The organism is Entomohabitans teleogrylli, assembly GCF_001484765.1.
In the GTDB taxonomy this organism is placed as follows: Bacteria; Pseudomonadota; Gammaproteobacteria; order Enterobacterales; family Enterobacteriaceae; genus Entomohabitans; species Entomohabitans teleogrylli.
The window spans coordinates 51686-66149 of record NZ_LLXO01000021.1 but is presented as its reverse complement, the minus strand read 5'-3'; the positions used below and the strand labels follow the sequence as shown (position 1 = coordinate 66149).

Here is a 14464-nt window from a genome sequence, read left to right as displayed (position 1 = left end):
CTTGAGGTAAACGGAACGTAAATATTTATGGGCGAAGGAAAGCCCATAAACTGTTCAGGGACACTAAGTTAGCGAAGTTAACTGAAGAAAAAGATAAGCCCGGCCAGTAATACCAGATCGGCAATCAGCGGGCAGAAGATAGCCTGCCAGTGCAGCGCCTGCGGGCGAAAGCCCACACCGTGAATCACGCCAGCGCACACCGCCCACATGATCAGAAAACCGTGCCATATCGACAGCGCGCTGGTCTTCGCCGCAAAGCGACTCGGATCCCAGAAAATACAGCCGGCCAGCGCCAACGCCATGATCAGGGAAAGGGCCCTGAGCGGGCCCTTATCCATTACCGCGTAAAGCGTTGCGATAATTTTTTTCATCAGTGTTTTTCTTTGGAAGCCTGAGTCGCTTCAACCTGCTCCAGCGCCAGCGCGGTAATCACCCCGAAAGCACAGGCCAGCAGCGTTCCCAGAATCCATGCAAAGTACCACATAATCAGCTCCTTACTTAGTACAGAGAGTGGGTGTTGCTTTCAATGTGCTCTTTAGTGATGCGGCCGAACATTTTCCAGTAACACCAGATGGTGTAAGCCAGAACAATGGGCACAAACACGATAGCGACATAGGTCATCACATTCAGCGTCAGGTGGCTGGAGGTCGCGTCCCACATCGTCAGGCTGGCGTTCAGCATGGTGCTGGACGGCATAACGAACGGGAACATTGCGATACCGGCAGTCAGAATGACGCATGCCAGGGTCAGCGATGAGAACAGGAACGCCAGCGCGGCTTTATCCGCCCGGGAGGTCAGCACAGTGAGCAGCGGCAGTACCACGCCCAGCAGCGGAACGATCCACAGAATCGGCGCATTGTTAAAGTTCACCAGCCACGCGCCCGGCTGACGCACCACCTCTTTGGTCAGCGGGTTGGATGCGGCATAGTGATCGATAGTCGAGGTCACTACATAGCCATCAATCCCGAAAACCACCCATACGCCAGCCAGAACGAAGCACACCATCATCACCAGGGTGGCGATTTGCGATGTGGCGCGAACACGCAGGTACAGTTCGCCAGTAGTGCGCATCTGCAGGTAGGTTGCGCCCTGGGTAAGGATCATTGAGGCGCTGACAATACCGGCCAGCAGACCAAACGGGTTGAGTAACTGGAAGAAGTTACCGGTGTAGTACAGACGCAGGTACTCGTCGATATGGAACGGCACGCCCTGTAACAGGTTGCCAAACGCCACGCCGATCACCAGCGGCGGCACAAAGCTACCGATGAAGATGCCCCAGTCCCACATGTTGCGCCAGCGCATATCTTCAATCTTGGAGCGGTAATCAAAACCGACCGGACGGAAGAATAAGGAAGCCAGCACCAGGATCATGGCGATATAGAACCCGGAAAACGCCGCCGCATAGACCATCGGCCAGGCGGCGAATAGCGCGCCGCCCGCAGTGATTAACCACACCTGATTGCCGTCCCAGTGGGGGGCGACGGAGTTAATCATAATGCGACGTTCGGTGTCGGTGCGCCCCAGCACGCGGGCCAGCATCCCGACGCCCATATCAAAGCCATCGGTGATGGCAAAGCCGATCAGCAATACGCCTACCAGCAGCCACCAGACAAAACGCAATACTTCGTAATCGATCATTTCTGGACTCCTGTCTTAGGCCTGCTGAGAAGCCACAGTGGACTGCTCAAAATGGTAGCGACCGGTCTTCAGGCTGCTGGGACCCAGGCGCGCGAACTTGAACATCAGGAACAGTTCAGCCACCAGGAACAGCGTGTACAGACCACAGATCAACACCATGGAGAAAATCAGGTCTCCGGCGGTCAGCGTCGAGTTCGCCACCGCGGTAGGCAGCACCTCGCCGATAGCCCAGGGCTGGCGACCATATTCCGCCACAAACCAACCAGCTTCCACGGCAATCCACGGCAGCGGAATACCGTACAGCGCGGCGCGCAGTACCCATTTTTTCTCGCCAATGCGGTTACGAATCACCGACCAGAAGGCCGCAGCGATGATCACCAGCAGCAGGAAGCCACAGGCCACCATGATGCGGAACGCAAAGTACAGCGGCAGTACGCTTGGAATAGAATCTTCCGTCGCCTGCTGAATCTGTTGCTCCGTCGCGTCAGAGACATTGTCGGTATAGCGCTTGAGCAGCAGGCCGTAGCCGAGGTCTTTCTTAACGCTATTGAAGTCATCGCGCACCGCCTGATCGGTCGAACCATTACGCAGTTCTTCCAGCAGTTTGTATGCCTTCATCCCGTTACGAATACGCTCTTCATGCTGCACCATCAGATCTTTAATACCCACCACCGGCGTATCAACAGAACGGGTGGCGATAATCCCCAGCGCATACGGGATTTTGATAGCGAAGTGGTTTTCTTTGGTTTCTTGATCCGGAATCCCGAACAGCGTGAAGTCAGCCGGCGCCGGCTGGGTTTCCCACTCGGCTTCAATGGCTGCCAGTTTGGTTTTCTGCACGTCGCCCATTTCATAGCCGGACTCATCGCCCAGTACGATAACGGACAGCACCGCCGCCATACCAAAGCTCGCCGCAATGGCGAAAGAGCGTTTGGCGAAAGCGAAATCGCGGTTTTTCAGCATATACCAGGCGCTGATACCAAGAATGAACATGGCGCCGGTGACATAGCCGGAGGCGACAGTGTGAACGAATTTCACCTGAGCGACCGGGTTAAGCACCAGTTCAGAGAAGCTCACCATCTCCATACGCATGGTTTCAAAGTTGAAGTCCGATGCGACCGGGTTCTGCATCCAGCCGTTAGCCACCAGAATCCACAGAGCGGAAAGGTTAGAGCCCAGAGCCACCAGCCAGGTTACCGCCATGTGCTGAACTTTGCCCAGACGATCCCAACCGAAGAAGAAAAGCCCAACGAACGTAGACTCGAGGAAGAATGCCATCAGGCCTTCAATGGCCAGCGGCGCTCCGAAGATATCCCCGACATAGTGGGAATAGTAAGACCAGTTTGTCCCGAACTGGAATTCCATCGTCAAACCAGTGGCAACCCCCAGAGCGAAGTTAATACCAAACAGCTTGCCCCAGAACTTGGTCATGTCTTTATAGATTTGCTTACCAGACAGGACGTACACCGTTTCCATGATGGCCAGCAGGAACGCCATACCGAGCGTCAGCGGCACAAACAGGAAGTGGTACATCGCGGTCAAGGCAAACTGTAAGCGTGACAGTTCGACAATATCAAACATCTTGACTCCTTGCTCCTCGCATGAAGACTCCGGACGTGGTACACCGCGCACTCCGGTGCTCCACAACGCATGCCCCAATACAAATAGATTGCTTCCAGGCGCTTGTGCAAAATCACGCTGTTAAATGTGACATCGCAAAAGCGAAGGTTGCAAATACGTTAATAAAGATACCAAATAGATCCCGCAACCATATTACGCCGCAATTCCCTTACAATAAATAGGTTTTTGCTTACTGTAATTTGCGTTTTTCGACGGTGATCAATTTATAGCGAATTTATTGGCTTTAAACCAGATTGATCCAACGCAATTTCCTACTTTTTCACACTATTTTTCAAAGTTTACAACTTGATTTATATCAATTTTAATCTATTTTGTTAACCATGTTTCTTCCCGGAGAAAATAGTAAAAATAATGTTATAAAATTGTTCTTTATTGGTCTCAGACGTTGCCAGGTTAACGTTAATTCGACAGTGAGTTATTTATTGTAACTATGTCAGGAAAAAGCCACTTTACCAGGTTAAAACCCGGCTTTCAGACTTCCTCAGCCCCACGGCGCTGAGCCGGGTGAGCGGCGTCACACTCCTGCCGCTGCGTTTAGTGACTGCCGCTGCGCTTTACGGCTCCCTTCCGCAGTCAGCCAGTATTGACAGGACGCAAGCATTAATTTTCAAAATCGTTAGTTAACTTCCATATTTTTGCCTGATAAGAAAAACCAACGGGTTATTTCTGTTAACCAGTGCACAGCCGTAAATTTAATTTTTTGCCATACAGAAAATTCCAGGGATGATAAAAAATGCGCTATCACAGTAGGCCGCATGCTATTTGCCAAATACCCCACTGCGTATCACTGCGATTACTCGATTAGCAGAATGCTTTTTTCGCTTTTTCTGGTTACCAATAAAAAACCAAATCATAACCATATGATAAAAAACATAAAAAGATTAACGTGAATGCAAATCGGCGGCGAGAGTAAAAGCGATAGCGGTGAACAGCGCTGTTTATCCATATTCCCGGGCATAAAAAAGGCCACCCGCAGGTGGCCAATCCATGTCGAATCGTTATTATTTTTAAATCTGCTTACTGCGGCAGAATAGCTTTTAATGCTTCGCCAATGTCCGCCAGACTGCGCACGGTTTTAACACCGGCCGCTTCCAGAGCAGCGAATTTTTCATCCGCGGTACCTTTACCGCCGGCAATAATCGCTCCGGCATGGCCCATGCGTTTGCCTTTCGGCGCGGTAACGCCGGCGATGTAGCCGACAACCGGTTTGGTCACATGATCTTTGATATAGGCAGCCGCCTCTTCTTCCGCGCTACCGCCGATTTCGCCGATCATCACAATCGCTTCCGTCTGCGGATCTTCCTGGAACAGCTTCAGGATGTCGATGAAGTTAGAGCCCGGGATCGGGTCGCCGCCGATGCCCACACAGGTGGACTGACCGAAACCGTAATCAGTGGTCTGCTTAACCGCTTCATAGGTCAGGGTACCGGAGCGGGAAACGATGCCCACTTTGCCCGGCTGGTGGATGTGGCCCGGCATAATACCGATTTTGCACTCACCCGGCGTGATCACGCCCGGACAGTTCGGCCCGATCATGCGTACGCCCGCTTCGTCCAGCTTCACCTTCACGGTCAGCATATCCAGCGTCGGGATACCTTCTGTGATGGTGATGATCAGTTTGATACCGGCATCAATGGCTTCCAGAATCGAATCTTTGCAGAACGGCGCCGGAACGTAGATAACAGTGGCGGTAGCGCCGGTGGCCTCAACCGCTTCACGCACAGTATTAAAAACCGGCAGGCCCAGATGCGTGGTGCCGCCTTTGCCTGGCGTGACGCCGCCGACCATCTGCGTGCCGTAGGCAATCGCCTGTTCAGAGTGGAACGTCCCCTGGCTACCGGTAAAGCCCTGACAGATAACCCTGGTATTTTTATCGATTAAAACAGACATTATTTCCCCTCCACTGCGGCAACAACCTGCTGAGCTGCATCCGTCAGACTTTTCGCTGCAATAATATTCAGGCCGCTGTCAGCCAGTTTCTTCGCGCCGAGTTCAGCGTTGTTGCCTTCCAGACGCACCACAACCGGGACGTTAACGCCCACTTCCGCCACCGCGCCGATGATACCGTCGGCGATCAGGTCGCAGCGTACGATACCGCCGAAGATGTTAACCAGAACCGCTTTAACATTGTCGTCAGAGAGGATGATTTTGAACGCTTCGGTGACACGCTCTTTGGTCGCACCGCCACCGACGTCAAGGAAGTTGGCCGGTTCGCCGCCGTGCAGTTTAACGATGTCCATGGTGCCCATCGCCAGACCAGCGCCGTTCACCATACAGCCGATATTGCCGTCAAGAGCGACATAGTTCAGTTCCCACTGCGCCGCCTGGGCTTCGCGCGGGTCTTCCTGAGACTGGTCGCGCATTTCACGCAGATCCGGCTGGCGGAACAGCGCGTTACCGTCAGCGCCCAGTTTACCGTCGAGGCAGATCAGGTCGCCCTGTTTGGTAATCACCAGCGGGTTGATTTCGATCAGCGCCAGGTCGCGCTCAAGGAAAATCGTCGCCAGGCCCATGAAGATTTTGGTGAACTGCTGCACCAGCTTACCTTCCAGACCCAGTTTGAACGCCAGCTCGCGTCCCTGATACGGCATCGGGCCGGTCAGCGGATCGAGAGCCACTTTATGGATCAGGTGCGGAGTTTCTTCCGCCACTTTTTCGATTTCCACGCCGCCTTCGGTGGAGGCCATAAAGACCACGCGGCGCGAGCTGCGGTCGACGACCGCGCCCAGATACAACTCTTTGGCGATATCGGTCGCGGCTTCAACCAGAATCTGGTTTACCGGCTGGCCATTGGCGTCTGTTTGATAGGTCACCAGGCGTTTGCCCAGCCAGTTTTCAGCAAAAGCGCGAATGTCTTCTTTGCTGTTTACCACTTTCACACCGCCCGCTTTACCACGGCCACCAGCGTGAACCTGACATTTCACTACCCACGGACCCGCCCCGATTTTGGAAGCGGCTTCTTCGGCTTCACGCGGAGTAGTACAGGCATAACCCACCGGCGCCGGTAAGCCATAGCGGGCAAAAAGTTGTTTTGCCTGATATTCATGTAAGTTCATGTGTTCTGTCCATCCTTCAAGTAATCATTACCAGATTGCTGAAAAGCCTGGCTTTTTATTACCGGACAGCGTGCTGCCTGCCCGGCGTACAGGTGAATTGCTAAGCCCGGCGACCAAGGCCGCCGGGTAAAACTGACTACACGTCCAGCAGCAGACGGGTCGGATCTTCCAGCAGCTCTTTAATCGCGACCAGGAAGCCTACCGACTCGCGGCCGTCGATCTGGCGGTGATCATAAGAGAGCGCCAGATACATCATCGGCAGAATCTCTACTTTACCGTCCACCGCCATCGGTCGGTCTTTGATGGCGTGCATGCCGAGGATCGCGCTCTGCGGCGGGTTGATAATTGGCGTAGACATCAGTGAACCGAAGACCCCGCCATTGGTGATGGTGAAGTTGCCGCCGGTTAACTCTTCCACGGTCAGCTTGCCATCGCGGCCTTTAACAGCCAGCTCTTTAATGCGCTTTTCGATATCCGCCATACCCAGCAGGTCGACGTCGCGCAGTACCGGCGTTACCAGGCCGCGCGGTGTGGAAACGGCAATGCTGACATCGAAATAGTTGTGATACACCACATCTTCGCCATCAATGGAAGCGTTCACTTCCGGATAACGTTTCAGGGCTTCCACCACAGCCTTAATGTAGAAGGACATAAAGCCGAGACGTACGCCGTGACGTTTCTCAAACGCTTCGCCGTACTGCTTACGCAGCTCCATGATCGGCTTCATGTTGACTTCGTTGAAGGTTGTCAGCATGGCGGTAGAGTTTTTCGCTTCCAGCAGACGCTCCGCCACACGCTTGCGCAAGCGGGTCATCGGTACGCGTTTTTCGCTGCGCGCGCCCAGGGCCGGCTGTGCGGCTGGCGCTTCAGGCTCGGCTTTCTTCGCCGGGGCTTTCGCCAGATGTTTTTCAACATCTTCACGGGTGATACGACCGCCGACGCCGCTGCCTTTGATGGCGCTGGCTTCGAGGTTGTGTTCCGCCAGCAGGCGACGAATCGCCGGGCTCAGGGCGTCATTACTCTGCTCTTCCAGAGAGGCAGAGTGACGCTGAGCCGGGGTCGACGCGGTAGTGTCTGCTTTGGCGGTGGACTCTTTACCGGTACTGTTGCCTTCACGCAGGCGGCCGAGGATCTGCCGCGAGGTGACGGTGGTGCCTTCGTCTTCCAGCACCGAATCAAGGATGCCATCTGCTGACGCCGGAACTTCCAGAACCACTTTGTCCGTTTCGATTTCTACCAGCACTTCATCACGGGTGACGGCGTCCCCGGGTTTTTTATGCCAGGTCGCCACGGTGGCATCGGCAACAGATTCAGGCAGGTCCGGAACAAGAATATCTACGCTACTCATTATTTATCCTTTAATTAATCGACGTTCAGCGCGTCATTCACCAGATCCTGTTGTTGTTTCTGGTGAACAGACATATACCCTACCGCCGGCGAGGCGGAGGCCGGGCGGCCCGCATAACGCAATGCGGAGCCAAACGGAATCACTTCACGGAAGTGGTGCTGGCTACAGTACCAGGCGCCCTGGTTAAGGGGTTCTTCCTGGCACCAGACAAAATCATGTACGTGGGCGAACGGTTTCAGCGCTTCCTGAACCGCCTGATGCGGGAACGGATAGAGCTGCTCAATACGCACAATGGCGACATCTTTCTGATCGTTCTTACGGCGCTGCTCCAGCAGGTCGTAGTACACCTTACCGGAACACAGTACCACGCGTTTCACGCCCTGCGGATCCAGTTCGTCAATCTCACCGATCGCCGGCAGGAACGCGCCGTTGGCCAGCTCGTCGAGGCTCGATACCGCCAGCGGGTGGCGCAGCAGCGATTTCGGCGACATCACCACCAGCGGACGGCGCATACCGCGCAACGCCTGGCGACGCAGCATATGGTAAACCTGCGCCGGGGTGGACGGCACGCATACCTGCATATTCTGCTCGGCGCACAATTGCAGATAGCGTTCGAGACGCGCGGAGGAGTGCTCCGGCCCCTGCCCTTCGTAGCCGTGCGGCAGCAGCATCACCAGGCCGCACATCCGGCCCCATTTCTGCTCGCCGGAGCTGATGAACTGATCAATCACCACCTGGGCGCCGTTGGCGAAGTCGCCGAACTGCGCTTCCCAGATAGTCAGGGTGCGCGGCTCCGCGGTGGCATAGCCGTATTCAAACGCCAGTACCGCCTCTTCAGACAGCACCGAGTCCCAGACTTTAAAGTCGCCCTGGCCGTTATGTACGTGAGCCAGCGGGGTCCAGGTGGAACCGTTGGACTGGTTATGAATCACCGCGTGGCGATGGAAGAAGGTGCCGCGTCCGGAATCTTCACCGGAAATACGCACCGGAATGCCTTCATCCACCAGAGTGGCGTAGGCCAGCGTTTCCGCGCCGCCCCAGTCAAACAGCTTCTCGCCGCTCGCCATCAACTGGCGGTCAGCATAGATTTTCGCGACCCGGGACTGCATCTCGACCGACTCCGGTACCGAACTGATACGCTTCGCCAGCTCCTGCAGACGCTTCATCTCCACCTTGTTGGGGTAGCTCTCATCCCAGTCGTGGTTGAGGTACGGCGACCAGGTAAAGGAGTGCATGTTCATCGGCCGCCACTCCTGCACCACGCATTCGCCAGCGTCCAGCGCATCACGGTACAGATTGACCTGCTCGGTGGCGTCTTCCAGGGTGGCAAGCTGCTCCTGCTCCAGACGGTCGGCGTAAATCTTACGCGGCGTCGGGTGCTTTTTAATTTTCTGGTACATCAGCGGCTGAGTCGCGCTCGGCTCATCGGCTTCGTTATGGCCGTGACGGCGGTAGCACACCAGGTCGATAAAGACATCGCGCTTGAAAGTATTACGGAAATCCAGCGCCAGGCGAGTCACAAAGGCCACCGCTTCCGGGTCGTCGGCATTGACGTGGAAAATCGGCGCCTGCACCATTTTACCGATATCGGTACAGTACGGCGTTGAACGCGCATCCAGCGGGTTAGAGGTTGTAAAGCCTACCTGGTTGTTGATAACGATACGCACCGTACCGCCCACTTCATAACCACGCGCTTTCGACATGTTCAGGGTTTCCTGAACCACGCCCTGGCCGGTTACCGCGGCATCGCCGTGAATGGTGATCGGCAGAACCTGCTGGGTGCTGCCCGGCTGATCCAGACGGTCAAGACGGGCGCGTACGGAGCCAATCACCACCGGGCTGACAATTTCGAGGTGCGACGGGTTAAACGCCAGCGCCAGATGCACCAGACCGCCTTCGGTCTCGACGTCGGACGAGAAGCCCATATGGTATTTCACGTCGCCGGTGCCGAGATGCTCTTTATGTTTACCGGCGAATTCGTCGAACAGATCCTGAGGTTTCTTACCCAGTACGTTGATCAGTACGTTCAGACGACCGCGGTGCGCCATCCCCAGCACCACTTCGCGGGTACCGTTATTACCGGCATGGCGAATAAGCTCTTTGAGCATCGGAATTAGCGCATCGCCCCCTTCCAGGGAGAAACGCTTGGCGCCCGGGAACTTCGCCCCCAGGTAACGCTCCAGCCCTTCGGCGGCGGTCAGTTCGCTTAAGAAACGCTTTTTCTCCTCAGCGCTAAAGCTGGGTTTACCTACCACGGATTCAACGCGCTGCTGAATCCAGCGTTTCTCTTCCGTGCTGGTGATATGCATATACTCCGCGCCAATCGAGCCGCAGTAGGTCTGCTTCAGGGCTGCAATCAGATCGCCGAGCTTCATGGTCTCCTTGCCGATGGCAAAAGAACCCACGTTAAAACTTTCCTGGAAATCGGCTTCGGTCAGGTTATGGAATGCCGGATCGAGATCCGCCACCGTATCCTGTTTCCACAGCCCGAGAGGATCAAGGTTTGCCTGCTGATGCCCGCGGAAGCGGTAAGCATTGATAAGCTGCAGGACTTTTACCTGCTTGGCATCCGCTGCCGGGTCCGTAATCGAAGAAGAGGTATAACGTGAGGCATCCTTCGCCAGACGACGGAAATAATCACGCGTTTTGGAGTGGAATTGTTCCGGTCCTGAACCGTTCGCGGGCAACTGCTGAAACAGTGTCCGCCAGTGGGTGTCCACTGAATCAGGATCGGTTAAGAAGTCTTCATAGAGCTGCTCTATGTAGGACTGGTTTGCGCCCGCCAGCCAGGAAGAGTCCAGCCAGGGCTTCATCGCGCCGTTCTGCATCGTGATCCCTTAAGCATTTTTATGCTTATTTCGCCGTAGAAACTACCACGCACACCGGAGTATGCGTACCGGGGTTCACTTTCGCGGGCTTATTGTTCATCCCGCAAAGGAACCTTTAAAAACTGCCATTAATCGCTGACTTTCAGACTGCGGCGCTATCGACCACCCCGCGAGCGCTGAACGCCCTGACTAATACCGGACCACCACACCTGGCGGTTTTTAAAGGTTTCCTGCAATTTCGCCCCTCTCCCCTGAGAGAAGAGGGGGCGAAGACAGAGAAATGATGTTCTCTCGTCTGACTTACGCGCTGCGCTGTAGCAACATCGACTTAATATGGCCGATAGCCCGCGTCGGGTTCAGTCCTTTCGGACATACACTGACGCAGTTCATGATGCTGTGACAGCGGAATACGCTGAATGCATCGCTGATGCCTTCCAGACGACTGTCGGTTTCAGTATCGCGACTGTCGATCAGGAAGCGATACGCCGCCAGCAGCCCCGCCGGGCCGATAAACTTATCCGGATTCCACCAGAACGACGGACAAGACGTTGAACAGCAGGCGCACAGGATACACTCGTACAGACCATCCAGTTTTTCACGCTGTTCCGGCGACTGTAAATGTTCGCGAGCCGGCGGATTTTGCCCATTATTCAACAGGTAAGGCTTAATCTTCTCATATTGGGCATAGAATTGCCCCATGTCTACCACCAGATCGCGCACCACCGGCAGCCCCGGCAGCGGACGGATGACAATTTTCTTGCCCGCGTTAACCAGCGCAGAGACCGGCGTAATACAGGCCAGACCGTTCTTGCCGTTCATGTTCACGCCGTCAGAACCGCAGACCCCTTCGCGGCAGGAGCGGCGAAACGCCAGGGTCGGATCTTTCTCTTTAAGCTGAATCAGCGCGTCCAGCAGCATCATGTCCCGGCCTTCTTCCGCTTCGAGGGTGTAATCCTGCATCCGCGGCGCGTCATCAACATCCGGGTTATAGCGATAAATAGAAAATTCGAGTCTCATTTCCAGGTCTCCGCATTAGTAGGTACGCACTTTCGGCGGGAACGCCGGACGCAGTTTAGGCTCCATGTTGACCGTACGGCGCGTCATGGACTCATGCTGCGGTTGGTACAGGGAATGGCACAGCCAGTTTTCGTCATCGCGATCCGGATAGTCGAAACGGCTGTGGGCGCCGCGGCTCTCGGTACGGAAATTCGCCGATACCGCCGTGGCATATGCCGTTTCCATCAGGTTATCCAGTTCCAGGCATTCAACGCGCTGGGTGTTGAATTCGCTGGAAGTATCGTCCAGACGGGCATTTTTCAGGCGTTCGCGGATCACTTTCAGTTGCTCCAGCCCTTTTGCCATCGCATCGCCTTCGCGGAATACCGAGAAGTTATGCTGCATGCACTCCTGTAGCGCTTTGCGGATTTCTACCGGATCTTCGCCGCTGCGGGTATTGTTCCAGCGGTTGAGGCGATCCAGAGACCCTTCGATATCCGATTCGCTGGCCTCGCGCAGCGCGCCCTGCTCCGCGATCGACTCCTGCAGATGCAGACCAGCGGCGCGGCCAAATACCACCAGGTCAAGCAGCGAGTTGCCGCCGAGGCGGTTAGCGCCATGAACCGATACGCAGGCGATTTCACCCACCGCGAACAGCCCCGGAATCACCACATCTTCACCGTTTTCATTCACGGTCAGCGCCTGACCGGTCACTTTGGTCGGAATACCGCCCATCATATAGTGGCAGGTCGGGATAACCGGGATCGGCTCTTTGACCGGGTCAACGTGGGCAAAGGTGCGCGACAGTTCGAGGATCCCCGGCAGACGGGATTCCAGCACCTCTTTACCCAGATGGTCGAGTTTCAGTTTCGCGTGCGGACCCCACGGGCCGTCGCAGCCGCGACCTTCGCGGATTTCGATCATGATGGAACGCGCCACCACGTCACGGCCCGCCAGGTCTTTGGCGTTCGGCGCATAACGCTCCATAAAGCGCTCGCCGTGTTTGTTCAGCAGGTAACCGCCTTCGCCGCGGCAGCCTTCGGTGACCAGAACCCCGGCGCCGGCGATACCGGTCGGGTGGAACTGCCACATTTCCATATCCTGCACCGGCACGCCGGCGCGCAGCGCCATACCGACACCGTCGCCGGTATTAATGTGGGCGTTGGTGGTGGACTGATAGATACGGCCGGCGCCGCCGGTCGCCAGCACCGTGGCGCGGGCTTTGAAGTAAACCACTTCACCGGTTTCGATACACAGCGCGGTACAGCCGACCACCGCGCCATCCTGGTTTTTCACCAGATCCAGCGCATACCACTCAGAGAAAATCGTGGTGTGGTTTTTCAGGTTCTGCTGATACAGGGTGTGCAGCAAGGCATGGCCGGTACGGTCAGCCGCCGCCGCGGTGCGCGCCGCCTGCTCGCCGCCGAAGTTTTTCGACTGGCCGCCGAACGGGCGCTGATAAATACGACCGTCATCAAGACGGGAGAACGGCAGACCCATATGCTCCAGCTCAAGAATGGCTTCCGGGCCGGTCTTACACATATATTCAATGGCGTCCTGGTCACCGATATAGTCGGAACCCTTTACCGTGTCATACATATGCCATTCCCAGTTATCTTCATGGGTATTACCGAGCGCCACGGTGATGCCACCCTGCGCGGAAACGGTATGGGAACGGGTCGGGAATACTTTGGACAGCAGCGCACAGGACTGTCCGGACTGGGAAATCTGCAGCGCCGCGCGCATACCTGCGCCGCCTGCGCCAATAACAACAGCATCAAATTCTCTGACTGGCAGTTTCATTACACACCCCACACCACAACAAATCCATAAATCACGTAAACCACTAAGGCAACCACAATCGCCAGTTGCAGAAACAGGCGAATCGCCAGTGGTTTAACGTAGTCGGTCAACACCTGCCACATGCCGATCCAGGCATGAATCAGCACTGAAACCAGCGCCAGCAGAGTAAACACCCTGGTGAAAGAGGAAGAGAAAAAACCGTACCAGACATCCCAGGTCACTTCACCGCTGGTCGCGAAGAAGCCCACCATGTAGAGAATGTAAAGCGTCAGGACAATAGCGGTGGCGCGAATCAGAATGAAGTCATGTACGCCGTTGCGTCCAAGTGCTGAGGCGTTGCTTACCATACGAGGACTCCTGCGAGAAGTGAAAGCACGACAGTAATAATGAAAGATAATGTCGCGGAGCGTTTACCCGCCTCCAGCGTCTCTTCCAGATAACCAAAATCCATCAGCATGTGGCGAACCCCTACCACAACGTGATAAGCCAACGCGGTCAGAATGCCCCACATGATGAATTTAACGAAAAAGCTTCCCATGATGGCCGAAGCGGTCAGGAAACCTTCCGGAGAAGAGAGCGAGAGGCCCAGCAGCCAAAGCAGAATACCAATCGCCACAAAAGTTATGACGCCGGAGACGCGATGGAGGATAGAGGCAATTGCCGTGACAGGGAACTTGATCGTTGTCAGATCAAGGTTAACAGGTCGTTGTTTTTTCACGTTTTTTATCATGAATAGCGCCCACATGCTGTTCTTATTATTCCTTCCTCCGGGGTCTGCAGGCGGGTCAGACAGCGTTTCGTTTCCATAACTGCGGCTCATATAAAAACGGCCTGTCCACAGAGAAAAACGGCAACTCACTACGCTGGTGGCTCCCGGTAGCAGGGTATTCCGGAGACCTGGCGGCAGTATAGGCCGTTCACAATATCATTACAATTAACACACAAATAGTTTGCCGATTTTTGTCCCAAACAGTGACACGGGTCACGAATACAACATTATTTTAAAATTTACTTATTTGATTTGACATGAATTAAACATTATTGTTACAAACATAACCAGAAATGCCGTATAATTCGTAAAAGTTATAGGGCTACTCTTTCACGTGAATATAAGTTATGTAACAGTGAGGTGGTATTGACCGAACTGACCAGTC

At 55.0% G+C, this 14464-nt stretch carries 12 protein-coding genes; all 12 read right to left on the bottom strand.

The window, feature by feature from the left end; all coding sequences use genetic code 11:
* Nucleotides 1-77: 77 nt before the first annotated feature.
* Nucleotides 78-371, bottom strand: coding sequence for a cyd operon protein YbgE (gene ybgE, locus AQ981_RS20380; RefSeq protein ID WP_058913594.1), 294 nt, complete (start codon nt 369-371; stop codon nt 78-80).
* Complete coding sequence (gene cydX / locus AQ981_RS20375) at nt 371-484, bottom strand: cytochrome bd-I oxidase subunit CydX (protein ID WP_058913593.1); 114 nt, start codon at nt 482-484, stop codon at nt 371-373. Before cydX ends, ybgE begins: the two co-directional genes overlap by 1 nt.
* A gap of 14 nt (nt 485-498) precedes the next feature.
* Nucleotides 499-1638: a cytochrome d ubiquinol oxidase subunit II gene (gene cydB, locus AQ981_RS20370; RefSeq protein ID WP_058913592.1), complete on the bottom strand. Its 1140-nt coding sequence runs from the start codon at nt 1636-1638 to the stop codon at nt 499-501.
* A gap of 15 nt (nt 1639-1653) precedes the next feature.
* Nucleotides 1654-3219, bottom strand: a complete 1566-nt coding sequence (gene cydA, locus AQ981_RS20365) for a cytochrome ubiquinol oxidase subunit I (protein ID WP_058913591.1) — start codon at nt 3217-3219, stop codon at nt 1654-1656.
* A gap of 1077 nt (nt 3220-4296) precedes the next feature.
* Nucleotides 4297-5169: a succinate--CoA ligase subunit alpha gene (sucD, locus tag AQ981_RS20360; RefSeq protein ID WP_058913590.1), complete on the bottom strand. Its 873-nt coding sequence runs from the start codon at nt 5167-5169 to the stop codon at nt 4297-4299.
* Entirely contained in the window at nt 5169-6335 is a 1167-nt protein-coding gene (gene sucC, locus AQ981_RS20355) for an ADP-forming succinate--CoA ligase subunit beta (RefSeq protein WP_058913589.1), read from the bottom strand. The genes sucD and sucC overlap by 1 nt, the downstream gene beginning before the upstream one ends.
* A 136-nt stretch (nt 6336-6471) precedes the next feature.
* Nucleotides 6472-7683 carry a 2-oxoglutarate dehydrogenase complex dihydrolipoyllysine-residue succinyltransferase gene (odhB, locus tag AQ981_RS20350; protein ID WP_058913588.1) on the bottom strand — a complete coding sequence of 404 codons (1212 nt, stop codon included), beginning with the start codon at nt 7681-7683 and terminating at the stop codon, nt 6472-6474.
* A 14-nt stretch (nt 7684-7697) separates the two neighbouring features.
* Nucleotides 7698-10511 (bottom strand): 2-oxoglutarate dehydrogenase E1 component, encoded by a 2814-nt coding sequence (sucA, locus tag AQ981_RS20345; protein WP_058913587.1) that lies wholly within the window; start codon nt 10509-10511, stop codon nt 7698-7700.
* Nucleotides 10512-10811: 300 nt separating this feature from the next.
* Nucleotides 10812-11528, bottom strand: a complete 717-nt coding sequence (sdhB, locus tag AQ981_RS20340) for a succinate dehydrogenase iron-sulfur subunit SdhB (protein WP_058913586.1) — start codon at nt 11526-11528, stop codon at nt 10812-10814.
* Between the two features lie 15 nt (nt 11529-11543).
* Nucleotides 11544-13310: a succinate dehydrogenase flavoprotein subunit gene (gene sdhA / locus AQ981_RS20335; protein WP_058913585.1), complete on the bottom strand. Its 1767-nt coding sequence runs from the start codon at nt 13308-13310 to the stop codon at nt 11544-11546.
* Entirely contained in the window at nt 13310-13657 is a 348-nt protein-coding gene (gene sdhD / locus AQ981_RS20330) for a succinate dehydrogenase membrane anchor subunit (RefSeq protein WP_058913584.1), read from the bottom strand. The genes sdhA and sdhD overlap by 1 nt, the downstream gene beginning before the upstream one ends.
* A complete protein-coding gene (gene sdhC, locus AQ981_RS20325; protein WP_058913583.1) occupies nt 13651-14055 on the bottom strand; it encodes a succinate dehydrogenase cytochrome b556 subunit in 405 nt (134 codons plus the stop codon). The genes sdhD and sdhC overlap by 7 nt, the downstream gene beginning before the upstream one ends.
* Nucleotides 14056-14464: the final 409 nt, after the last annotated feature.